This is a genomic window from Bacillus sp. Au-Bac7 (assembly GCF_021341655.1).
GTDB lineage: Bacteria > Bacillota > Bacilli > Bacillales > Cytobacillaceae > Niallia.
In genome coordinates this window covers 1-24,141 of the sequence record NZ_JAJTTG010000010.1, presented here as the reverse complement: position 1 = coordinate 24,141, position 24,141 = coordinate 1, and the positions used below count along the sequence as shown (strand labels likewise).

Annotated in this window: 24 protein-coding genes and 1 riboswitch; of the genes, 17 read left to right on the top strand and 7 right to left on the bottom strand. The window is 34.3% G+C overall.

Features of this window, described 5'->3' with window-relative positions:
- Positions 1–69: 69 nt before the first annotated feature.
- Both LXM54_RS21070 and LXM54_RS21065 read right to left on the bottom strand, forming a co-directional pair.
- Positions 70–846 (bottom strand): YibE/F family protein, encoded by a 777-nt coding sequence (locus LXM54_RS21070; protein ID WP_233317208.1) that lies wholly within the window; start codon positions 844–846, stop codon positions 70–72.
- Complete coding sequence (locus LXM54_RS21065; RefSeq protein ID WP_233317290.1) at positions 843–1,943, bottom strand: YibE/F family protein; 1,101 nt, start codon at positions 1,941–1,943, stop codon at positions 843–845. The genes LXM54_RS21070 and LXM54_RS21065 overlap by 4 nt, the downstream gene beginning before the upstream one ends.
- A gap of 304 nt (positions 1,944–2,247) precedes the next feature.
- On the opposite strand from LXM54_RS21065, the gene LXM54_RS21060 reads away from it, so the two are divergent.
- Entirely contained in the window at positions 2,248–2,700 is a 453-nt protein-coding gene (locus LXM54_RS21060; RefSeq protein WP_233317207.1) for a hypothetical protein, read from the top strand.
- A 95-nt stretch (positions 2,701–2,795) separates the two neighbouring features.
- Positions 2,796–3,986 carry a Ger(x)C family spore germination protein gene (locus tag LXM54_RS21055; protein ID WP_233317206.1) on the top strand — a complete coding sequence of 397 codons (1,191 nt, stop codon included), beginning with the start codon at positions 2,796–2,798 and terminating at the stop codon, positions 3,984–3,986.
- A 107-nt stretch (positions 3,987–4,093) separates the two neighbouring features.
- Here LXM54_RS21055 and LXM54_RS21050 read toward each other — a convergent pair whose 3' ends face one another.
- The gene (locus LXM54_RS21050) at positions 4,094–5,545 is read right to left on the bottom strand and encodes a DHA2 family efflux MFS transporter permease subunit (RefSeq protein WP_233317205.1); all 1,452 of its coding nucleotides are present in this window, start codon (positions 5,543–5,545) and stop codon (positions 4,094–4,096) included.
- A 172-nt stretch (positions 5,546–5,717) separates the two neighbouring features.
- Here LXM54_RS21050 and LXM54_RS21045 point away from each other — a divergent pair, with 172 nt between their 5' ends.
- From LXM54_RS21045 to LXM54_RS21020, 6 genes are all read left to right on the top strand, one after another.
- Positions 5,718–6,263, top strand: a complete 546-nt coding sequence (locus tag LXM54_RS21045) for a TetR/AcrR family transcriptional regulator (protein WP_233317204.1) — start codon at positions 5,718–5,720, stop codon at positions 6,261–6,263.
- 246 nt (positions 6,264–6,509) lie between these two features.
- A complete protein-coding gene (locus LXM54_RS21040; RefSeq protein WP_233317203.1) occupies positions 6,510–7,508 on the top strand; it encodes a DUF3231 family protein in 999 nt (332 codons plus the stop codon).
- A 402-nt stretch (positions 7,509–7,910) separates the two neighbouring features.
- The gene (locus LXM54_RS21035; RefSeq protein ID WP_233317202.1) at positions 7,911–8,681 is read left to right on the top strand and encodes a hypothetical protein; all 771 of its coding nucleotides are present in this window, start codon (positions 7,911–7,913) and stop codon (positions 8,679–8,681) included.
- Between the two features lie 2 nt (positions 8,682–8,683).
- Entirely contained in the window at positions 8,684–9,136 is a 453-nt protein-coding gene (locus LXM54_RS21030) for a hypothetical protein (protein WP_233317201.1), read from the top strand.
- 171 nt (positions 9,137–9,307) lie between these two features.
- Positions 9,308–9,415, top strand: a riboswitch (SAM riboswitch).
- Between the two features lie 102 nt (positions 9,416–9,517).
- Positions 9,518–10,798 carry a Na+/H+ antiporter NhaC family protein gene (locus tag LXM54_RS21025; RefSeq protein ID WP_233317200.1) on the top strand — a complete coding sequence of 427 codons (1,281 nt, stop codon included), beginning with the start codon at positions 9,518–9,520 and terminating at the stop codon, positions 10,796–10,798.
- A 379-nt stretch (positions 10,799–11,177) separates the two neighbouring features.
- A complete protein-coding gene (locus LXM54_RS21020) occupies positions 11,178–11,354 on the top strand; it encodes an SE1832 family protein (protein WP_233317199.1) in 177 nt (58 codons plus the stop codon).
- A gap of 92 nt (positions 11,355–11,446) precedes the next feature.
- On the opposite strand, the gene LXM54_RS21015 is transcribed toward LXM54_RS21020, so the two are convergent.
- On the bottom strand, positions 11,447–12,457 hold the full coding sequence (locus LXM54_RS21015) for a DUF3231 family protein (RefSeq protein ID WP_233317198.1): 1,011 nt from the start codon (positions 12,455–12,457) through the stop codon (positions 11,447–11,449).
- Positions 12,458–12,988: 531 nt separating this feature from the next.
- Between LXM54_RS21015 and LXM54_RS21010 the strand changes: the two genes are divergently transcribed.
- From LXM54_RS21010 to rpsN, 4 genes are all read left to right on the top strand, one after another.
- Positions 12,989–13,327, top strand: a complete 339-nt coding sequence (locus LXM54_RS21010; RefSeq protein WP_233317197.1) for a hypothetical protein — start codon at positions 12,989–12,991, stop codon at positions 13,325–13,327.
- Between the two features lie 478 nt (positions 13,328–13,805).
- Positions 13,806–14,966 carry a GTP-binding protein gene (locus LXM54_RS21005; RefSeq protein WP_233317289.1) on the top strand — a complete coding sequence of 387 codons (1,161 nt, stop codon included), beginning with the start codon at positions 13,806–13,808 and terminating at the stop codon, positions 14,964–14,966.
- Positions 14,967–14,989: 23 nt separating this feature from the next.
- Positions 14,990–15,139, top strand: coding sequence for a 50S ribosomal protein L33 (gene rpmG, locus LXM54_RS21000; protein ID WP_233317196.1), 150 nt, complete (start codon positions 14,990–14,992; stop codon positions 15,137–15,139).
- Positions 15,140–15,206: 67 nt separating this feature from the next.
- Positions 15,207–15,476, top strand: a complete 270-nt coding sequence (gene rpsN / locus LXM54_RS20995; protein WP_233317195.1) for a 30S ribosomal protein S14 — start codon at positions 15,207–15,209, stop codon at positions 15,474–15,476.
- Positions 15,477–15,656: 180 nt separating this feature from the next.
- Here the strand turns inward: rpsN and LXM54_RS20990 are convergent, their stop codons facing one another.
- The 3 genes from LXM54_RS20990 to LXM54_RS20980 form a co-directional block, all read right to left on the bottom strand.
- Entirely contained in the window at positions 15,657–17,321 is a 1,665-nt protein-coding gene (locus LXM54_RS20990; protein WP_233317194.1) for a nucleoside recognition domain-containing protein, read from the bottom strand.
- The gene (locus tag LXM54_RS20985; RefSeq protein WP_233317193.1) at positions 17,315–18,415 is read right to left on the bottom strand and encodes an NAD(P)/FAD-dependent oxidoreductase; all 1,101 of its coding nucleotides are present in this window, start codon (positions 18,413–18,415) and stop codon (positions 17,315–17,317) included. The genes LXM54_RS20990 and LXM54_RS20985 overlap by 7 nt, the downstream gene beginning before the upstream one ends.
- Before the next feature lie 323 nt (positions 18,416–18,738).
- Positions 18,739–19,314, bottom strand: coding sequence for a TetR/AcrR family transcriptional regulator (locus LXM54_RS20980; protein ID WP_233317192.1), 576 nt, complete (start codon positions 19,312–19,314; stop codon positions 18,739–18,741).
- Between the two features lie 239 nt (positions 19,315–19,553).
- Between LXM54_RS20980 and LXM54_RS20975 the strand changes: the two genes are divergently transcribed.
- From LXM54_RS20975 to LXM54_RS20955, 5 genes are all read left to right on the top strand, one after another.
- Positions 19,554–20,774, top strand: coding sequence for an MFS transporter (locus LXM54_RS20975; protein WP_233317191.1), 1,221 nt, complete (start codon positions 19,554–19,556; stop codon positions 20,772–20,774).
- 280 nt (positions 20,775–21,054) lie between these two features.
- A complete protein-coding gene (locus tag LXM54_RS20970; RefSeq protein ID WP_233317190.1) occupies positions 21,055–21,567 on the top strand; it encodes a DoxX family protein in 513 nt (170 codons plus the stop codon).
- Positions 21,568–21,753: 186 nt separating this feature from the next.
- Positions 21,754–22,308: a thioredoxin domain-containing protein gene (locus LXM54_RS20965; protein ID WP_233317288.1), complete on the top strand. Its 555-nt coding sequence runs from the start codon at positions 21,754–21,756 to the stop codon at positions 22,306–22,308.
- Between the two features lie 126 nt (positions 22,309–22,434).
- On the top strand, positions 22,435–22,995 hold the full coding sequence (locus LXM54_RS20960) for a hypothetical protein (protein WP_233317189.1): 561 nt from the start codon (positions 22,435–22,437) through the stop codon (positions 22,993–22,995).
- A 732-nt stretch (positions 22,996–23,727) separates the two neighbouring features.
- Positions 23,728–24,054 carry a hypothetical protein gene (locus LXM54_RS20955; protein ID WP_233317188.1) on the top strand — a complete coding sequence of 109 codons (327 nt, stop codon included), beginning with the start codon at positions 23,728–23,730 and terminating at the stop codon, positions 24,052–24,054.
- Positions 24,055–24,141 lie beyond the last annotated feature (87 nt).

Below are 24,141 nucleotides of genomic sequence, written 5' to 3'. Positions count from 1 at the left end.
TAAATAACTCAAACCCTTCCGTTTAAATAGATGGAAGGGTTTTGGAGTTTCCAAAATAAGCTAACTGTTTTAACTTACTGTATTGTTTGATTTATTAGCTTTTGTTAAAAAGTACGCAGTTACCCAAGCAGTGATAGGAATAACAATCGCAACTCCAATACCAGAACAAAGTATGGTAATCATTTCGGAGCTGAAAATTTTTGAATTTACTACTTCTCCAATAGAATAAGCCAAATCTTTAAACCAAATTAACAAAGCCAAATATCCTCCGACAAAGGCGAAAAACAACGTATTTGTACTCGTTCCTAATATATCTCTTCCAATACTCATACCAAAAAGGAATAACTCTTTTCGGCTTATGTTTGGGTTATGATATTGCATTTCTCGCATAGGGGAAGAGACGGCTATAGCGGTATCTGTTATCGCACCTATCGTACTCATAATAATGACAGATGCTGCAATTTTTACAAAATCTAAGCCTATGTAAAAGGAAAACATACCAAGCTCTGCAATTTCTTCTTCACCAAACCCTTGAATCATCGCCTTATTAGTTGTGTAAATAATAATTATCAGCAATAAAACTGTAGAAATAAGTGTTGATATAAAGGCCGGCTTTGTCTTATTATTGACTTCGTTTATATAGAACAAATTGATACAGCTAATTATGACACATGCAACAATAGTTAAAATAACTGGATTGAAATTTGCGTCGTTCATTAGTATAACCGTGAAAATAATGACACCAAAGTTCAAAAATATAGCAAAAAAAGACTTTACACCCTTTCTTCCACCAAAAATGAACATTAAGAGAAATAATATAACGGCAAGCAATACTAATACATTCATAGACTTTTCCTCTTTCGATTCACAAAAAATATAGTTGTGTATAGGCCAATAGGAATTGTTAGTACTATTCCTATGCCCCCGGCTAAAGCTCTAGCAATTTCTAATGATAGGTTCAGGGAAAGAGTATAGCCAAATGGTGAGCCATTTTTAAAATAGAGAATGAGAAGAGGAATCGAACCGCTGACATACGCAAAAAACAGAATATTAGTCATCGTCCCCATAATATCTCTGCCAACTTCCATGCCAGATTTAATAAGAGCCTTTATCGGTATATGATTGTTTTTATCATACAATCCAAAAACGGTAGAGGACATTGTAATGGCTACATCCATTACAGCTCCTAATGAACCAATGAATAAACCAGCCATAAAAACCATTTTGTATGGGCGCGTAATAAATTGCAGTTCCTCATAGCGAAGTCCCTTCTCACCAGTTATGAAAAGAACTAGATACGTAATTAATAAGGAGCTAAAGGTTCCAAGCAGAGTGGCAATAATAGCAGCATATGTCTTTTCATTAAATCCATTTACTAACAATAAAGTAACTATAGTAAATAATATAACGCTAAAGACACAAATCCAGACTAAGCTCAAGGTTGAATTATTTATGTATAAATCTAATGCGTAAGATAAAAGGAAAGCATTAACAATTAAACTGATAATGGACAGCAGCCCTTGCTTTTTTCCAATCAAAAGTAAAACTATTATAAAGACCCATGCAATCATCAGTAAATATTTATCACGTTTCACATCAAGAATCGTGCCAGTTAATTTACCGTTATGGTTATCATGGAGAGAAACAAATAAATCATTACCTGCATGAAGTTTATTATCTAAAGCTTTAAAATCTGAATATTCATTAATCAAATATATCTTTTTACCTTTGTCACTGCCATTTTGTAATTCAGCAACGATATTTTGTACATGTATCCGATCTTCATTATTTGCATCTTTTACTGCAGTCACTTCCTCTATATTTGTTTTCATGACCTTAGCAATAGGTTTTTCATATAAGGAATAGTTATTTTGAACAAAAATAATAGAGAGTACAAAGGAAAGTAATAAAAGGGTATACAATACCTTATTTTTAGTTGGCATCTGTTTAGATAGTCTACTTAACAAGCATCTTCACCACCTTATAAAGTGTTAGTAAGTTTGACTGAGTTTCAAAATGTTTAGTGAAGGAAACATTTTGCCTATAGATACAATAACACTACTCAGTAGATAATTACAAAGAAGAATAAAAAAGAAAAGATTCCTAATTCTCTGTGAGATAGGGATTCATTTCTAGTAATAAAATAAGTAAGCTATGTTTTCACTTTGGTCTTAGTTTACTTCTTGTATTAATCTTACCACCGGTACACATATTAAAAGTAAAGTATAGATGATAGGTGATAATATAATGAGTCAAATATTATGGTGGTCCTTACTAATTTTACCGTGGATACTATTGTTGTTTTTTGATAAGCAGAAGGTAAAAAGATTCTTTCCAGTATTGTTATTATCCATTGTTTTAAACTCAGTCGTATATCAGTTAGCACAAAAACTAAATTGGTTTACTGTTACGAAAAATTTGCCTTTTTTAACTAATATATCTCCATCAGTTTATGGGATGTTTGCTGTAGGGACTTTATTGATTTTTTATTTTACATATGGAAATTTCCTGTTGTATTTTATTATTAATTTGCTATTTGATATCTTCCAGAGCTATATTGTAACCCCCTTTTACGGGAAGCTTCATTTATTTGAACGGCAAGAAATGAATGGATTTGAATCAGTGCTTTTGATGACTGTCATGTCTCTCATTATGTATGTATATCAAAGGTGGCAAGATACGGTACTGAGAAGTGAATAATTATTCTTCAAAGATGATAAGAGGATTTAATTGTTTAAGACCTTACAAATATTATTAGTCACTTGATTACAGGTGTATTCTGGGGAGATAGAATTATGAGGTACTTAAATTGTTTTTCCCTTCTATGTTTACTTTTTCTTTTAACAGGATGTTGGGATAGAAATGAAATGTCAAAGCTTTCTATTGTTACAGGTATAGGAGTTGATAAAGGAGAGTCACATAAATATAGACTAACGATAGAAACAACAGAAGCAAGAGAAATGACAACCCAAACAGCAACTGGTTCGGCTCCGTCAAATGTTTCCTCGTTGGAAGGCAATACTGTGGCTGAGATTGCTTCTAAATTTAATATTGTTAATGCTACTCATCCTGTATTCTCACATACGAGATTGTTAGCGATAAGTGAGGAATTAGCCAAGGATGGCATCCTAGATTTTATGGACTTCTTTGATCGAAACAGAGAAATTCGAGATGATTTTGCGATCGTCGTCGTAAAAGGAAGCAACGCTGAAGATATATTAAAAGTAACTAATATGTACAAAAAAAGCCCTTCGCTTAAATTATTTACACAATTAAACACGATGCAAAAGGAGTGGGGCGGGGCACCAGATATTAAGCTTAACGATTATGTTCGTATATATAATTCGTTTGGACAAGCTCCTGTTTTGCCTGCAGTTCACATACAAGGAGATCCTAAAAAGGGCGGAAGTACTGATAACTTAAAAACAGAGGTACCAGATAGTCAAATAATAGTAGATTCTATGGCAGTATTCAAAATGGGCAAACTTGCCGGGTATGCGAATTTAAATGAAGTTAGGGATATGCTCTTTGTACAAGGGAAGATAAAAAATACAGTGCTAACGGCAAAATGTGAAAAGAGTGAAAAAAGGTTTGGTTATCATATTACACATACTAAAACAAAAATTACGGCAAAGGAGACAAACGGAATACCAAAATTTTATATAAAAATAAAGACAGAGGGATATTTGGAAGGTAATAATTGCCTAGAGGATATTAGTGAAGCTGGTGCCTTTGAAGGATTAGAAAAAGCGATGAATGATATGATGGAAGAAAGCATTAAGAAATTAATTGTTAAAACAAAAGAAGAGTTTAATGCTGATATTTTTGGATTAGGAGAAAGCCTTAGAGAACAAGACTATCAACATTTCAAGAAGTATAAAGATACTTGGGATGACGGGTATGCAAAAGCCGAAATATATATTGATTTTAATTCTGAAATAAAAAGAGCAGGCTTAAGAAAAAATCCATACTTAATGAAAAAGTAAGTATTAGTGTAAATTACTTCTTATATAGTAATGTGGTTGGAAGATGAATACCAACATTAAAAAGCATATCTGAGAAGAACTGATATGCTTTCCTTGTCGCTGATTATTTATGTCTGATTTACTTTTGTTTCGATAACAGCAGCCTTTTTAGGCATAAAGCATGCTACAACGAGTGCTATAAAGGATAATACTAACATAAATAAATAAGCATCACTTGAGCCATAAATAGAGGCTAATTTAGCAAGCATTGCAGCAGACGTATTTTCATCTTTTATGGCCAGCTCTGTAGCATGTGAACTTGCCTGTACTGTATAGACAGTAATGACAACGGCTGTTCCGATGGCACCAGCTAATTGACGAATTGTATTATTAACTGCTGATCCATGTGAACCTAAGTTTCTAGGTAAAGCATTCAATCCTGCCGTATTTAAAGGCATTGTAATACAACTCAGTCCGATTCTTAAAATAATAGTCCGAACCATTAAATACATATAAGTAGTTGATTCACTTAAATCGATAGCTCCCCACATAGAAATAATGATAAATACTAAACCAGTTACAAAGAGAGGTCTAGCCCCGTATTTGTCATACATTTTACCTGTGACTGGAGATAAAAACGCATTAATCACAGCTCCAGGCAACAGTAACAGGCCAGCTTCAAATGCACTAAACCCTCGTCCATTTTGAAGGTAAATAGGTAAAAGAATAAGGTCTGCATACATAATCATAGTAATCAGTATGTTAATAAAGGATGTAAGGCTAAAAATTCTATACTTAAAAACAGTTAAATTGAGTAAAGGGTCGTTAGCTCTTAATTGACGCATACAGAAAAGGGTAGTCACAATTATTCCAATTACAAGAGTAGTCAGTATCACTGGATGATCCCAGCCTTTGCTTCCTGCGCTGCTGAATCCAAATAAAATACACCCGAACCCTAGCGTTGATAAAGTAACACTGAGTATATCTAATTTTGCTTTTGAAGTTTCTGAAACATTCATCAAAAATTTGAATGCTAACAATATCACCAAAACAACAAACGGAACTAATCCAATAAACAGCCATCTCCATGACACATATTCAATGATAAACCCAGATAAGGTCGGGGCAATTGCAGGAGCGAAAATCATTGCAAAACCAATGGTTCCCATAATGCTTCCACGCTTTTCAAGAGGATATAAATATAAAATAACTGTCATCATCTGAGGCATAATTATACCTGCTCCAATAGCCTGAATCATTCGTCCAACTAGCAAGATGCTGAAATTCGTGGCTATTCCGCATAATATCGAACCAACCAACAAAAAGAACATAGAGCTAATAAATAATTGTCTAGTAGTAAACCGCTTCATTAAAAAAGCAGTAATAGGAACTAAGACGCCATTTACTAGCATAAAGCCCGTTGATAACCATTGAATAGTGGCAGCATTCACCTTAAAGACATCCATTAAACTGCTTAGTGCAACATTTAATAAAGTCTGATTTAAGGTAGATAAAAAACAGCCTGCAATGAGCACAACCATTAAAATCTTTTTATTTGTATCTGTTATTTCCATTTGCATTTCATAACTCCTTTGTTTCATAATTAGTTTTACGACATCGTGTCGATAAAGTTCATAGTATCAAAATAAGTATTCCATGACCATGAACAGATTTTTAGACTTTGTCTATTACTCGACAATCATAACTTTAAGTGTCGATGAAACTAGCAGAAAAACTACAAAGGAGTTAAAAATGACTATATATAAAAAGGAAGATCCTCGCTCCATTCGTTCTAAAGAAATGATAAAAAATGCCGTTTTTGAACTATTAGCTGAGAACCATTCTGTTACAGACTTAACGATAAAAAAAATTACAACGAAAGCTAACTTAAACCGCACAACTTTTTACTTACATTATCAGGACATTCAAGATTTACTTGCACAAATCGCTGATGAGCTTCTAAATAGCCTTTCTGAAAAAATCACGGCACTTACCCACACAAAAGATTTATCAGAAAAACAGAAACTAACCCAAATGCTTGATAATCTTTATGCTCATCGTATTTATTTGCTTCGATTATTTAGTATGGATGACTTTGAAGAGCAGCTATTTGGCATGCTAAAACATTTAGTAGAAACGAGAAGGGACAACTCCCATACAGATTTACCAGAAGATTATGTAACAGTTGAGATTAAAACAGCATCTTTGGTAGGAATTATTATGTGGTGGATAAGAAATGGACTTCAATATAGCTCAGAATATATTGCAAAGCAAATTAGCTTGCTGTACAGAGGGTAATATTTTGAAATTATAAAATATTCAGTTGGGATATATTTATCTTCAAGGATAGCAGATTCCTTATGTATTGCTTTCATTGAGGTATAAAGAGTATTAATTAAAACATAATAAAGCTAGGAGTGTCTGAATAATTTAGGAATTTCTTTTATTATGTCATTCAAATTAGAAAATGTCCTAGAACTGAAAGACAATGAGAAGAAGAGCTATGGTAAGTAAAGGGCTATAGTAAAAACGGAGGGAACTACTTTGGAAAATCATCATATTCGTCTCACATCATCTGAAATTGGTGGATTATGGGCCAATTATCTTAGTGATTCTCTTTACATTTGTGTGTATAAGTATTATTTAGCAAAAGTAGAAGATGCAGAAATCAAAACAGTGTTGGAACATGCATTAGATTTGTCACAACAGCATGTAAAAGTTATCTCAGACATATTTAAAGAAGAAGGTCATATTATACCACATGGTTTTACAGATGAAGATGTTAATGTAAATTCTCCTCGGTTATTTTCTGATGAATTTTTCCTTCTATATACAAGACAGATGACTAAGGGAGCTTTAGCAACTTACAGTGTCATATTGCCACATACCTTTCGTAAGGATGTGAAGGAACATTTTATGTCTTGTATTTCTTCGACTATGGAGTTGTTCAATGAGGCGGCAAGTTTATTATTATCTAAAGGACTTGAAATTCGTTCTCCCTATATCCCTTATTTAGAAGAAGTAGATATGGTAGAGCAACAAGGGTTTATAGCAGGATGGTGGGGAAAGCAAAGACCATTAACAGCTAGTGAGGTTACTCACTTATTCTCAAATATCCAAACGAATCATATGGGGTCAGCAATGGCTACTACTTTTGGACAAGTAGTCAAATCAGACGAAGTAAAAAAGTATATGAAACGAGGAAAGGAGATTTCTAAGAAACATGTGGAAATCTTCAGTAAGTATTTAATTAAAAATGATTTGCCTGCTCCTACAACTTGGGATGCACATATTCAGCCAATAAAAGAGCCTCCTTTTTCAGATAAATTAATGATGTTTCATATCTCCTTAATGGTTGCTGCTGGCGTTGGTAATTATGGGACAGCACTCTCTGCTTCAATGAGGCGTGACATAGGTGCTGATTACACACGCTTGTTAGGAGAAATTGGTCTCTATGCAGAGGATGGTATGAATCTGCTTATTAAAAATGAATGGTTAGAGAGACCGCCATTTGCCGCTGACCGAAATCAGTTAATGAACTAACCCTTTACTAAAGAGGAAGGTTCAGTACATAAATATGCAAAATAACCCTCTTTACGAAATGTACAGGCCTTATTAATAAGTTAATCTAATTGTTAATGCTGGTTTATATCTTATTTTTTTGACTATAAAAAGCCATATAACAAAGAGTAGACATGTTGTTATATGGCTTTTGGTTGTCTGAATAATTCAAGGATTGGAATGATATATCAGCTTTGTCTGTTTTTTTCAGGATGTGCGGGTACACCCTATATGTGCAAACTAAAGGAAAATTAGTTATTAATAAATATTCATACTCATTGTGAAGCATACTTATAATACAAAACCGAAGGGCGTATTTCAAATTTTCAAATTCTTAATTATTTCTGAGGTTGTAAGCCTGAGTAAATTCGTGGAGGAACCTCTATGACTAAAAAAGTTCGTCGCAAACTAGCCAAGATAAGTATTTGGGGCACAACCTATATCCATCCGAGAAGCCCTTATATAGTAGCTTTGTGGTCTGTTACTTTTCCTGGCTATGGGCACTTATTACTTCATAAATATATAAGAGGATTTGCCCTTATTATTTGGGAAGTATTTATTAACCAGAAATCTCAATTAAACCTCGCAATGGCCTATTCCTTTATGGGAGAAATTCAGTTAGCAAAAGATGTATTAAATGTTAATTATGTGTACATGTATATACCTGTTTATTTGTTTGCCATATGGGACAGTTACCGTGCAACGGTAGAATTAAATAATATTTATTTATTAGCTGAAAAAGAAGAACCACCAATTGAAGCGATCACTGTAAAACCCTTTGAAATAAATTATGTGGATAAAAGAGATCCACTCATCGCAGTCATTTGGTCATTAAGTATACCGGGTATGGGTCAGTTATATTTGCATCAAATATTTTCAGCCATCTTCGTCCTTATAACAACTGTCTTCTTTGTACATTTTTCCCATGTAATTGCTGCATTTCATTACTTATTATTAGGAGATATTCATAAATCAACAGATATCTTAGATAAACAATGGTTCTTTTATTTGCCGTCATTATATTTCTTTAATATTTATGAAACGTATTTAAATACTGTTGAGAATAATAAACTCTTTGCAGCAGAACAAAAGATGTTTTTAATAAATAATTATCAATCCTTTAACTTAAAATTTAAAAGTAACCGGGTGAAATAACGATGCAAGTTTTTTCTACTTTTGAATATTCTCTTCAATTGGAACTAGCAATAAGAGAGATTGAACAAAAAGGTATTCATAATATTTTAACTGTCCCTTTAGATTCTATTAATACAGAGAGCGTTGGGCTTTTTGATACAATCCATCAGTCAGATGGAGTCTCCTTAATAAATAAAGGAATCGTTTTTTCTGTGTTTTTTTCTGTGTTAGGAGCAAGCAGGGGATTTGAACTAGAGTGGGGGCCAATTTATTGGGGGTTAATTGGAGCGATATCTGGTTTTATTTTTGGTTTAATTATCGATTTATTTATCCACCGGAGAAAAAAAGTAAGCGTTAGAGTAAAAGGCAAAAAAACGGAAGTTCTTCTTATAATTGAATGTATGGATTCAGAACACAATGAAGTGGAGAAAATTCTTTGGAAACACTTTGCATTAAGTGTGGGCAAAGTAAATTAACAAAAGAAATCCAGAAACATCAAAGCAGAGAGGTTTAAAAACTAGCTGCCTAAAGCATAGTCCTACTAGAACTTTTCATCAAGAAACCAGATGATCTAAAAAAATAGGTTGAAAAGTGATCCACAATCATGGTATTCTACTAACTATTGTGACAAAAAATAAATTAATATCTTCTTATCAAGAGAGATGGAGGGACTGGCCCGATGATATCTCGGCAGCGGAACTTAACATTTAAGTTGCTGTGCCAAATCCAGCAAGCACCAGCTTGAAAGATAAGAGGAGTGTTTTATAGATAAATATAAGACCTCTTCTTGTCGTTCAAGATAAGGTCTTTTTTGTTGCAAAAAAACGTTTTATTTCATATTCTTTGGAGGTTTTTGAATGAACAAAGGGAATCCATGGGCGTTGATTCCATTTGTTGTTTTTTTGATTTTATTTATTGGTTCAGGGGTTATTACAGGTGATTTCTATGCTTTTCCTGTCCTAGTAGCCATCGTTATTTCGGGTGCTGTGGCACTGGCGATGAATCGTAAGGAAACTTTTGAACGAAAAGTTGATATATTTTGCAAAGGAGCAGGAAATTCCAATGTAATGCTGATGGTTGTCATTTTTCTCTTAGCCGGAGCATTTTCAGAAGTAGCAAAAGGTATGGGAGCGGTGGACTCCACTGTTAATCTGACTTTATCCTTTGTTCCGCAAAACTTGCTTGTCGTAGGTATATTTATCATTGCCTGCTTCATTTCCCTATCAATGGGTACTTCAATGGGAACAATTGTTGCACTAGCACCAATTGGTGTTGGGATAAGCGATCATACCGATATTTCCATGGCTTTAGTAATGGCTGGTATTGTTGGCGGTTCAATGTTTGGCGATAACTTATCCTTTATTTCCGATACAACCATTACGGCTGTTCGTTCACAAGGTGCAGAAATGAAGGATAAATTTAAAGTTAATTTTTGGATTGTATTGCCAGCAGCTATTATAACGAGCATTATTTTAGGAGTTATTACAATCGGGGGAACGTCGCAAGTTGAGCATTTAAGCTATAGTTGGGTAAAAATCGTTCCATACCTTCTAGTTATTATCTTTGCATTAGCAGGTATGAATGTATTCCTTGTTTTAGCATTAGGGACTGTTCTCGCCGGAGCCGTTGGTTTATTAGATGGCAGCTATCAAATAATGAGCCTTCTGCAAAAGATTGGAGAAGGAATGGCCGGCATGTATGAAATAGCCTTTCTGGCAATATTAATAGCTGGAATGGTGGAAGTTATTAAGTTTAACGGTGGTATCGACTTTCTGCTGCATCTCGTGACTAAGAGAATTAAATCCAAAAAGGGTGCAGAATTTGGTATTGCAGGTTTAGTGAGCTTAGCCGATATATCAACGGCTAATAATACTATTGCTATATTAATTACAGGTCCTCTCGCAAAAAATATCGCTGATCAGTATGGAATAGAACCACGAAAGTCTGCAAGTATATTGGATCTCTTCTCATGTACGTTCCAAGGTCTTCTACCATACGGAGCTCAAATACTGGCAGCGGCAAGCGTAGCCGGAATATCTCCAGTGAGTATCATGCAGTATTCATTTTATCCTATTCTCATCGGCATCTGCGGTATTATTGCTATTCTTATTGGCTATCCGAAAAAAAAGAAGATATAAACATCAGTGATTTTCACATAAAATAGCTGCCAATTTGGCAGCTATTTTTTTAGCAATTTAGTGACCTATAAGAACCGCTTATGAATGTCTCATTAAGTAAAGTCAAAGCCTATGTAAATCAAGTGTGAAAAAAGGAGAAGACAGTAGTTATTTTGCAGTAATATCGGTGGCAGATATTTTCCGTGAAAACTTCGCGTTTGCGCAAGAAACTCTTAGTATATAGTGGAATTATGCAAACAGTTATGTTAACAGGAGATAATGGCAGTATGAAGTGATACAGAAGCTGCTATGATCGTAACTTTAAATATATTGCGATTATTGCGAACAAAAAGTTAAACTAGAAATGAGATATCTATATACGACATAGAGGGAGGAAAAAATGAATAAAAAAGACATTGAATATAAAATTCTGGAATTGAAGAACGAATATTTACAGGTTCAAGATAATTTAGAAAAATTGGAGTATGTAAAAGGAAACTTAGCTCCTTTACAAAAAAGGCTCACTGAAATGGAGGAAGAATTAAAATCACTTAATCAGATGTTAAGCAAAGCTTAAAAGAATGTAAGTTCCAAGATTAACGAAGGTAATTACAAAGCCATCCCTTTTACAAGTGGATGGCTTTTAAAGTAATAAGATAATGTCAGAACTCAGCTCTTATCCTTAATGATCTGATTGCGGTCTTCCATTTGAGGTGGTTCCTCAAACCATCCGTGCTTAATTTTAATTTTAATGCCTTCTTGAGCGAAAAAATATACATCTTTCGCAAGCATAATCGACTTCATTGAAAGATCATTTCTTAAACTAAAGAAAGCACCTGTCCCTGCTCCAACAAGTCCAAATCCATTAAGTATGTAGATACAATGCATCATAAGCTTGTCAGAGAAGGGCGGAACTGTTGATGTGGTGACCGAACCTGCAGACGAGGTGGAAAATGAAACATCACCTTCTCGAAGAATTTCCTCCATCATTTTTATTTGTTTCTTCGCAAGTTTCTTGCCTCTTTGGAAGTAATGTCTTGCTTCATTATTTTGTGCACATTGTGCAAAGCCGGTAATCAGCTGAACCCCAATGTTATTGGACTGAAGATTATGATGCAGAATGCCGATTTCTAGATCGTTTAAAGCTCTTTTATCACCAGTTAGCTTAAAACCCTCCAGATATTTTTTACTTTCGATATATTCGGTTTTTTTCGGCAATGTCACTTGAGGAGGAAGGGAAAGAATTCCTTTTTCAAGCAAGTAACATGTCGAAAGCTTGTAAATCTTTTGAGTTACAGTAGTAAGTCCTTCATATATTTGCATCACTCTTTTATTGTAAGACATGTTCATATTTAATGTATATAATCCCATACTTACTTCCTTTAGCACACGAATAAACATAATATCAAACCCATTATCATATAACTTAGGAGCTTCCAAATTTACATCTTCTGAAGTAAATCCTACTGGCTTTACTATTCCTTGCTCGGAAAAAAGCTCCTCTATTTCCATAACAAAAAAATTAAGTTCTTGCCATAAGCCACCTAGGATGTTTCTAGCTTCCATATCATCTGATTTTTTAATAAAGTACTCTAAGATCCTCATAATTAATGTTTTTTCTTGATATGTTTGCCACAGAGATCCTATTTCTGAAACACTTATCGTTTTGCTTTTGTTCAAGAAGTATACCTCCCATCCTGTATAATCAGTTAATATATAATCTTTGCAATAATGAAGAGAAAATACTAAATTTTAAAGGAGATTTATTCATAAAAAAGAGGCTAGTTGGTATCGTTCTTTTTAGTATCATCTTAACAGCATGTGTGTGGGGAACGTCTGATGATTCTTTCCAAACTTCTTCAGATTATTCAGGTGCAAAAAACAGTTGAGGAGGAAGCATAACAAAATTACTTAACTGCGGGAGCAATACCAGATGGACAGCTTATTGGATTTACTTCCCAACATCATGATAGGGAAGTATGAATGAAGCAATTGATTTTTGGGAAAGCACTATAGAAATAATGAAAATGAAGTTCTATGATGGAATTGCATCGTATCCTAATAATTCAAGTATGAAATTTACGGTACAAAATGTAGATGATAAAGTGATTAAGACAGAAGAATTATGGAAGTAATAAATCGTAAGCTGTTAGGAAGTCTGGCTTTTTGTTATAGTGTATACATATTAATGGAACGATTGGAAAAAGGAAAATGACAGTGAAAGCATTATTTTCTAGCATCATAAAAAATAATAATTATGTTCATATTTTTAATAATATAACAGACCAGAAAGAATATTTAAATAAGGTGATTGATTATATCCTCTCTGCCATAGAACAAGAAAAGCATATTTTAGTCTTCGAAAGTGAAAAGTTAATACTTGATCTACACAAGGAGTTAGAAAACATATTGACGAAAGAACAATTATCATATGTGCATACTATAAATAATTTTGATTATTATTTTTCAACAGGAAGCTTTCAACCTTCTGTAATCTTCAATAATCTTACAAAAATACTGTCTCCTTTTGTAGAGAAAATATATCCATAAAGTGTTGGGCACATGTGGAATGGGGCGAGCAGGAAGGAATTTTTAATATATTGAAAGAGTTTGAAAAGGAAGCAGATAATTTTGTGAGACTAGGTGGTATGAGCTTAGTATGTGCTTATGCGGCGATTGAATTCATACGCTTCACACTTCACTAATGACTTCACACAAATTTATTATTATTGAAAATAAAATAGTAGAGCCAGAATTATATTTATTGGATGAAGCTGACTAGTCCTATATAAATCCAGCAGCCAGCTGGTAGTGCAAGACGATATATAAAAGGTACAGAAGTAATTTGGTCATAAGTCGTTTAATACCTGTTATATTCGTTTATACATTATTGATTAACAGGTAGAAGAATTAAATTATCTAAAATGTAAATCGTAATTATTGCGATTTACATAATATCCGTGTATAATGCAATAGTAGTTGTTATTGTAAGGAGTGAAAATTTTTGAGTAATAAAAAAATCCCGGTAATGGTATTAAGCGGATATCTTGGTTCAGGTAAGACAACACTGCTTAATCATATTTTATCTAATAGAGAAAATCTTAAAGTTGCTGTTATCGTAAATGATATGAGTGAAATTAATGTTGATGCATCATTGGTAAAGCAGGGAGGATTTTCGAGAACAGACGAGAAGCTGGTAGAAATGCAAAATGGCTGTATATGCTGCACACTTCGCGAGGATTTAATAATAGAAGTGGAAAAACTCGCCCAAAACGGTGATATTGATTATATTATAATTGAATCCAGCGGTATTAGTGAGCCAATCCCGGTTGCGCAAACATTTACATATGTGGATGAGAGTATGGGGATTGATCTAACTGAATTTTGTAGACTGGACACTATGGTAACGGTAGTAGATGCTAATCGGTTTTGGCATGATTATGGTTCAGGGGAAAGCTTGCTGGATCGTAAACAAGCTGTTGATGAACTGGATGTTCGAGAAGTAGCTGATCTGCTAATAGATCAAATAGAATTTGCCGACGTTATCTTACTGAACAAAATGGATTTAATTTCAAAAGAAAATCAAGAAAAATTAACAGCAATCATTAAACAATTTAACCCTGAAGCGAAAATATACAGAAGTGAATTTTCACAAGTTCCACTCGATAAAGTGTTAAATACAGGCCTTTTTGATTTTGAAGCTGCTAGCCAAAGTGCAGGTTGGATGAAAGAACTTAATGAGGAACATATACCTGAAACAGAAGAATATGGAATATCTTCTTTTGTATATCGGAGAAAGAAGCCGTTTCATCCAGTTAGACTAATGGCTTGGATTGAAACATGGCCAGCAGAAGTGGTACGTGCTAAAGGGTTTATATGGCTAGCGACTAGGAATAATGATTCTGGGCTGTTATCACAAGCAGGCACATCTTTATCGATTCAAGGAGCTGGGAAATGGGTAGCTACATACCCGGATACGGAAATTAACCAAATTCTAGAGGAAGATGCTGTGCTGCAAAAAAGATGGGATCCTGTGCATGGTGACCGAATGACAGAGTTAGTTTTGATTGGCATTGGAATGGATCAAAAGCAACTAGAAAATGATTTAGATAAGTGTCTTCTTACAGAGATAGAAATGGCTAAAGATTGGACCAAATTTTTAGACCCATTTCCATCATTTAACGTCTAATAAAAGAATCAGGAGGAACAAAAATGAGAGTGAATATTACATTGGCATGTACAGAAACAGGAGACAGAAACTATATTACTACAAAAAACAAACGAAATAATCCAGATAGAATAGAATTAATGAAATATTGCCCACGTTTAAAAAGACGAACTTTGCATAGAGAAACAAAATAAGTATTGATTAATTAGTTATAGTTTTTAAATCGTAATAGTTTCGATTTATAAAAGGAGGTTAAAATAAGTGGCAAAAAAATCTAAAGTAGTAAAAGAGAAAAAACGGCAAGCTATGGTGGAAAAGTATGCAGCTATTCGGATCGAATTAAAGGAAAAAGGTGATTATGAAGGACTTAGAAAACTTCCGAGAGATTCCTCTCCAACACGCCTAAAAAACAGATGTGAAGTTACTGGCAGACCTAGAGGGTACTTAAGAAAATTTAAAATGTCCCGCATTGCCTTCAGAGAGTATGCTCATAAAGGGCAAATTCCAGGTGTTAAGAAAGCAAGTTGGTAATAAGTTAATAACCAGAGTAATGCCCCCCTATTTTTGGAGTAGGGGGGCATTTATCATTAACTTGTTAAGATTATGGTGGCGGATAGAAAAACTTCTCATAATTGGTGTACATATACCGTATACTGCTCCACTTTCATTTTGGCTTCATCTTTATTGTCTGCATCAACAATTGTACAGTTTTTATATAAAGTGAATGATATGATTACCTGCTACTAAGCATAATCCAAGTAAAATCGCTGTTAGTGATTGTTGACCTATAAGTTTAAAAGCTTGTATAAATCCTAACTCTTTCCATATTGTAGCCAAGGTTACGACACATGATGTCAATGTAGAGGCTAAAAACACTAATAAGAATAATTGGAAATTAGTAAGGATAGAAAACAGCGCGCCATTTCCTTCATTTAAAATAAGGATTCCATCTTTTCTTATTATTGAAAAAGCCAAAGCTGCTGCGCCTTCTACTGGCAAATGGAAAAGTTGTAATAAAGGATGAAACAGTAAAGCAATAAACGAAATGATATTCATATATTGCAACAGACTAGCAGTAATGCAAATAAGTAGAAAAATAGGCATTGCCTGCTTAAAAAATTGCGCTAAGTCACTACTTACTTGAAGCTTTATCGTTTTTAATTTTGGTTTTTGAATAAAAGCTTTTCTAGTAATAGTTGATGGAGGGAATGATTGCTTTTTAAACCACAGATAATTGTGAATGATACTCCCTGTAAGTAACAGGAAAATATAGGGAAAGAAAAGCCACACAGCATGGGCTGAATTAAAAATCGATAAAGTTGCACCAATTTGATAACTGCATGCAGACCCAAAAGAGATAAACGAGATACATTGGGACCTGTTGCAAGTATGACAACCTCTGCTTTGAAAGACTGCAACAACATTACAGCCAAACCCAGTGATGATCGGTAGTATATCTCTGCCAGTTAAACCAATTTTATATAACATTGGTTCCAATGTATCTACTATGCGATCCTTTATGCCGGATTCTTCTGTCATTGCTTTACTGCAGCTAATCATCAACACAACTGGAAAGGCCCAAATAAAGGAATAAATTCCGAGTGTTAATAGTCCATAGTTCCCTACGAAAATTTCTTTAATAATGCTGGGAGCACTAGTAAAGAATAGTGTAAGTTGACTGAGTATATACTTTTCAATCAACGGCTGTAACAAGTTAGAAAACTGGTATGCGACGATAACAGGAAACAAAAACATGGCTACTAAACTTAATAAAGCAACGAAGCTTTTGCCAAAGTAACTTTTTTCAAAAAACAGAGTAGGTGGGTCTACTTTAGAAATCGGTAAGTTTATAAGTTCCTTTAGTTGTGATTGATTTATCGTATCATTTTCCTTTAAACACTCTTTAAATAAGTTAACAGTATCCTTTTCTACTTTTCGGGTATCTACAATAAAGATAGGCAGCTTTTTTCTTGTTATTTGTTTAAGAAGCAAACTCTTACCTTCAGGAGACATTTTATCTGAAAAGGTAACAAATAAAAGAATCTTTTTGGTTGCTTTTTCAATATAAGGAAACAGCTCTTCCAATTCCTCTGCAAAATGTGTACCTCTTACTACAAGAATAATAGTAGAAGCACTATATATATCTTCATAAAGTTTTGTCTGTATTAGTGAATTTGCGTTATTAATGCCGGGTGTATCAATTAAATTTCCATTCACAAAATAAGTACTTTCATTATGGATAGTTGATCCTTTCACATTTATTTCATTACCTATCGACCTACCAGCTAACTTAGTAAATAAGGTTGATTTTCCAGAAGATTCAAAGCCTAAAATTAATGAATTTAGGCTTTGGGTTTGAATTTTCTCCTCTAACACTCACAATTCACCTCGCAACAAGATAAATCGTCTAAAAACAGATTGTTTTTTCGGTATAAATCAAAAATTTCGGTTGGATATTGGAAATTAGTACGATCAAGTATTTCTTTAACAATCACAGCAAATCTTTGGCGGAATTTATATATATAGCAGAAAATAACCTGCTGATGCCTAACATTTGGTCCTGCTAAAAATACCCCTGCAGTAATAGTAGATTCATCTTTATCTGTTAATTTAGGCGACTGTTCATTTTCCCACTCAAAAAGAGAATAAATTTGTTTAACACCAGGAATAAAACCAGCAGCTAAAATTGGTCGGGTTTTTGAAACATGAGTAGTTCCATCAGACAAAAATAATACATAGTCATCATCTCTTTTAGAGATTTTTAAAACCTCTACATCAAGCAGTTCTAACCGACCTGTCTCATCAGCAATTTCTAATCTTTCCTTTGTAAAAGGAGACAAGGATTTACTCGGATCAGCCTCAACATTGTCCCATGGAGCACTTCTAGAAATGACTGTAACATTCTTTTCATTTGCTGTAAGATGATAGGCAGCATCTATTCCGCTTTCGTATCCGCCTATAACGGTGAATTCATCTCCTTGCAAGTTATCCCACGATTTAACTAAACTGTTATGAAGAGCAAGCTCCGCACCCTCAAAGGGTTTTAAATTAGGTGTTTGATATTCACCTGTTGCCCAAACTAAAAAAGGTGCTTCTATCATTTGCTTGTCTGTATATAACAGAAATTTATTTTTATCTTTAACTACTTTATCAACATAAGCCTTCTTTATTGGCAATTTATAGTGGTGAGCTAATAATTGAAGATAATCTGCATATTCATTGCCTGTTAAGTGTTCTTTCCCGAAAGTAAACGCTGGAGAAGTTTCAGGAGTCAGGGCATTCAAATCTAACATCCCGAATCCATGCCCTGTAAAGGAAGGGGTAATCAGCTTCATTTCCTTTGGCCATTTTCGAAAACTGGCACCAATTTCTTCCTTTTCTAAAATCACAAAGTCCTCAAAGTTCATTTTCTTTAATAAGATACCTAAGCCAATTCCAGATGGCCCTGCACCTACAATAACTAATTTCATTGAAAAGTCATCTCCTGATTAAATATAAGAGAGCAAATTTAATATAGATTGCCTCGAATGTTATGTAAATAGTAATGATTACGATTTGTATTATAAATTAATATAAATCGTAATCATTACGTTTTATATTAAGCATTTTAAAAAAATAAGTCAACTAATTACTTCTAATTATTTTAAAAAGCTAAGGAGTTTTAATAGAGTTAGCTAAGGTAGATAGGATGTGAGCAATCGTTAAAAGTTAGAAAGGGGGAGGACCGCTATTAAGTTGGACCTCCAGTGTTATGAGTTTGCTTATGTACATTGTTCTTACAATAAACTACAACTTAAGAACGAATTCCTGCAAAGGCGTTTTCTACTAAATGCTGGACATATGTTTCATCCAATGTATCTCCAGTAACAAGCAATCGATAAAAAATCGGCCCATAAATGAGATCAATGCATATGTCAATGTCGAGTCCTTCTTTCAATTCTCCTTGTGCGATTGCCTGCTCCAAAAGACCTCTTGCCTCCAGTCGGCGAGGGCGAAAAAAACGAGTTCGATAGGCTTCTGCCAATCCTGAATCAAACTGTCCTTCACCTAGTAACTGCGTTATGATTGTCCCTTCTCGACTGGTTAAAAAATTGGTTAAGTTAGTAGCGTGAATGACAATATTATCTAATGCTGAACCAGTATCAGGCACAGGCAACCTAGCAGTGGCAGCATCTAGGAAACTCTCCATTATTACAGCAGCCTTATTCGGCCACCACTTGTAAATCGTTGCCTTGCTGACTTGAGCACGCTCGGCTATTTTATCAACCGTAACGGCTTGGAAGCCGTTTTCTAATAATAATTCATAAGAAGCGGAAAGAATAGCCTTATGTGTTTCCACATTGCGGGGCCGGCCTCTTTTTCCATTCATGAAGATCTTCCTTTCATTCATTAATTCTATAAAAAAACTATACGTTCAGTATATCAGTTAAGTATCCAAAATAAAATCCGGTTTGCCTATTTACAAAACTAAACGTTCAGTATATTATTTAATCATTAATTAATGAACTAAACGTTTAGTATTTAAAATTAAAAGGAGAGGGACTAAAACCAAGTTCCAAAAGAAGTAGCAGGAATGAATAAAACCATATTTTATAAGGAGTTGTTTGAATGTCTATTTTTAAATCTCAATCAATGGAAAAAAATATCCCGTCGTGGTTAACCATACTAATAGCTGCAGCATGCGGTATTATTGTTGCTAATCTCTACTATGCACAGCCACTAGTGGGAATCATCAGTGAGTCCATCGGATTGTCTGCAACCAGTGCTGGTTTGATTGTAACTTTAACACAGTTTGGTTATGTTATAGGTTTGTTATTTATAGTGCCTTTAGGTGATATTATGGAGAACCGAAAATTAGTTTTTTTCGCGCTGCTTCTCACCGGGATAGCCCTTGCCATCACTTCAGTAACAAAGCAGGAGGCCCCATTTTTAGCAGCTTCCTTTTTCATCGGTTTAGGATCAGTCGCAGCACAAGTACTTGTGCCTTTTGCATCATACCTTGCATCCGATTCTTCTCGAGGCCGTGTTGTCGGCAATGTGATGAGCGGTTTGTTACTAGGCATAATGCTTGCCCGTCCATTATCAAGCTTGGTAGCTGACTATTTTGGCTGGAATTTTGTTTTCGCTTTTTCTGCAGCAGCAGTAATGCTTTTGGCTTTCGTACTATTAAAGGTGCTGCCAGAAAGAAAACCTACTACAAACACAAGCTATAAAGCTTTGCTCGGTTCGATGTGGTATTTGCTGAAAACAACACCAATATTAAGACGAAGAGCTGCTTATCATGCATTTGTCTTTGCGTCATTTAGTTTATTTTGGACAACAGTGCCAATGTTTTTAGCAGGTCCAACATTTGATTTTTCACAAAAAGAGATTGCACTATTTGCACTTGTCGGTGTAGCAGGTGCAATTGCTGCACCAATAGCTGGGCGGTTGGCAGATAGGGGGTGGACCAGACCAGCAACAGGAGTGGCACTCGCCACCGTCATCATCTCCCTGCTGTTGCCGCTGCAGATTCATACTGGTTCCAATACAGGAATAGTTATACTCGTCGTTTCTGCGATTCTATTGGATGCAGGTGTATCGGCAAATCTTGTTCTTGGACAGCGCACTCTCTTCTCATTAAGTCCAGAAATCCGCAGTCGTTTAAATGGGTTGTTTATGGCTATTTTCTTCTTCGGAGGCGCTATCGGCTCTGCGGTTGGAGGTTTGACATACGCAAAAGGCGGCTGGAGTGCTGTGTTATGGATTGGAGCGGCATTTCCAATTATCGCAATACTTTATTTTGCCACTGAAAAAAAGAAAAAAGACTTGTTGCATGCGAGAAAGTGACGCCATATATAATAGATGAAAAAACCATCCCATGACGAAAAGGGGATGGTTTTTCATCTATTACAGACTTCCTTGTAAGACACAGAAAATCATGTAATGAGAAGAAAAGAAACCCTTTAAATAAAAAATTCACAGAATATACAAGAGAATATTGCAATTATGTGAAGCTTACTAGTACTTTTTATTCAATAGAAAAAAACATGCTACAATAACAGTGTAGTAAAAACATACAAGATCTTGTGAAGTAGTGAACAAATGAAAATAGAGGAGCTGGAGTAAAATGTTAGACCTATTAAGAAAAAATAATATCGCAGCAGGTATTTTAGCAGTATTCCGCATTTATCTTGGTTATCAATTTATTCATGCTGGTTATGGAAAAATAGTGGGCGGCAGCTTTGATGCAAGTGGTTTCCTTCAAGGAGCCATTGCTTCTAGCACAGGCGATCATCCTGCGGTACAAGGCTGGTGGGCAGCATTCTTAGAAAACGTTGCATTACCGAATGCCGGTCTGTTCACATTCCTAGTACAATGGGGAGAACTACTTGTAGGTATTGCCTTAATTCTAGGTTTATTCACTAACTTTGCAGCCATTATGGGAATGATGATGAACTTCTCTTTCTTATTCAGCGGTACAGTAAGCACAAATGCCCAAATGATTCTTCTTGCAATCTTCGTCGTAGTAGCAGGAGCAAATGCAGGTAAATTCGGATTAGACAGATATACAATGCCTTATCTTAAAAATGTTCTTACAAACAAAACAAATAAAAGAAAAAAAGATGCAGCAGTTGTATAAGTAAAATGATAGTAAAGAAGTCAGGCAGCGATGTCTGGCTTTTTTTGTATCTTTTTTTAAGCTAATAATAATTAATTAGAACGCTTTTTTGGCTATGTAATTGAAATAATTCTTTCGATAAAATAGAAATAAATTGAAAGGAGGCTGCAATGAATACTAAATGGAAATGGGTCGCTTGCATTTTTGGTGTGTTTATCATTTGCTGTTATTTTCATACCAGTTGAATTGAAGAAAGATCAGAAACGAACAATTTATGATATAAACAGGATTCGTGCAGAAGAAACTTTTAATCAGGAAGAAAAGGAATATATCGTGTATTTTTGGCAGAAAACTTGTTCTTCTTGTAAAGAAATAGAACAAACAGTATTAGAGTATAGGGAAAAGTATCCCCTTTATATTGTCGATATGGAAAATGATAAGAATAAAGCTGCTTGGTATGATTGGGAACAGCATCATAAAGAATACGACCAGGTTATTGGCGAGGTTAAAAATGGCAAAGAAATAATAAATGGACATGTGAATATGGATGAATTCTTGTATGATCGTGAGGTTGAGTGGTCCATTGAATTAACAGAGGATGAAAGGATAGTAGCTGTTCATAACACACCACTTGGTAATACAAAACCGATTGTGAGTGCAGAAATAGAAATTACAGGTACACCGACTATGATAAAAGTTAAAGAAGGAAGAACGGAAGAATTTAGTGTTGGGACTATCGAAGCTTTAGATTTATTGAAGTGAAGGACTTATATTTATTACCAATTCTTCCAGTGTTATGGCTATTAATTGAACTTTTCTATTAATTCAATTAATTTGAAAAAGATATTGATATACTTTGTTAGAAGCCAAATAAATGGAGGTATATCAATGAAAAAAATGAAAAAACTAATTGTATTAGTGGTAATTATATTATGTTTAGGGGCTGCTTTACCTAAATATAATCAAAGTGTTTCTGCGGAATCAATCGTAAGCGCTTCAAGTGACGAAAATGATTTATTAGGTATTATGGAAGAAATAACTGATGAGCAATTTAATAGTAGTGTACAAGCAATAAATGATGGGATTACTATTGAAAATGGAGTGTACAAGTTTGACAAAAACCTAGTTAAAGATACAACCTTAACTGAAAAGGAGATTGAAAATATTGATGCATTATTTTCAAACTTTCTTACTCAAGGGGAAATTGCTGAAGTTGATAAGGTTGTGGTTGACGATGAATTAGCAAAAGACGACATTAAAAAGAATGGTAGAGCTATACCAGCTGTACTACTAGCAGCAGCTACAACAGTTGCTGCATTTGTTGCCCTTGCTATTATTGTGAATATAATAAATGATTTGTATAAACTTTCAATGTCAGGATATTGTAGTAAATGGAAAAAGTATTCTCAGATCAAAAAGGCTTGTAAACAATTAGGATATTTAAAATGATTATCCCTATAATTATAATTATTGGATTTGGGGCTACTACCTTAGGAGTGTTGTTTTTTGGAATTTACTTTTTCTTAAAGTATTTTAAAAATTTTTGGAAAGAATGAAATTTATAAATAACGTAAACGAAAGAACTTTTGCAACTACGTACTGTAGTTTAATTTAAAACTTTACCTAATAAACCCAACAGTCTTCAAACTGTTAAGTTCGAAAACTGCTGGGTTTATATTGTAATAAAAAAGGAGGATTTAAACTTACACATATCTGTCCAAAGTCACTTTTCCTGATTTTCTCAATATATTAGGTTCATCTATCTTTGCGATTTTCTCTATCTCTTTTAAAAGGGAAGATCTTAGCCATAGAGTTTTTAAAATGGATACGGTTGCCTCAATAATGGGAATCAATATAATTTCTGTTAGCCTTTGTCTTCTGAACATAGTTGGTTAACTCATAGGTTTTTTTATGCTTTGTTTAATATAATGAATATATACTCAACAATTGTAGTTTAATCATTTTAAGGTTATAAAGGGCAGCATTCCTGATTAATTAAAACTAGCTTATGGCAGAAACGGGGCAGCATTCCTTTAATAAATGAAGAGAACCTTTCTTGTGTCACAATCATGGCAGTTATGTTGAAGAAGGATTTTTCTATGTCTTGGCGAATTTTTGGTTCAATAGCACAAGAACGAGTTGCCATTTAAGTAGCAATTTTTAGGGAGAGTAGATGTTGACATGAATCAATTATATTTGTCATTAAATGAAGCTGGATTGATTTTTAAGGGGCAAGCAGCACTTGCTCAAGAGGAAGTTGATTACATTTTGCTTGAAACCTATGAGAACGGAACAACAAATTCAGTGGATGTGAATACATTCGAAACGCTTTTTGGGGATGCAAAAGGTAATCCGACCTATGAAGCCTTGTCAGGAACTCATACTTTTAAATTGGGAGATGAAAATTACACAATGACTGCTGAAGAAATGGGCTATCAAAAGTATTTCGACCAATGGAAAGAAAAAGGATTGTTTAAATCTTTGTCGACTAACAGGAGAAAGATTTAATCAGCAAGAGTTATCATCTGGTTGGTACTACATCACTACATCGGCAACATTCCTGTAATACATGAAAACTTAGCTTATGGAAGAAAC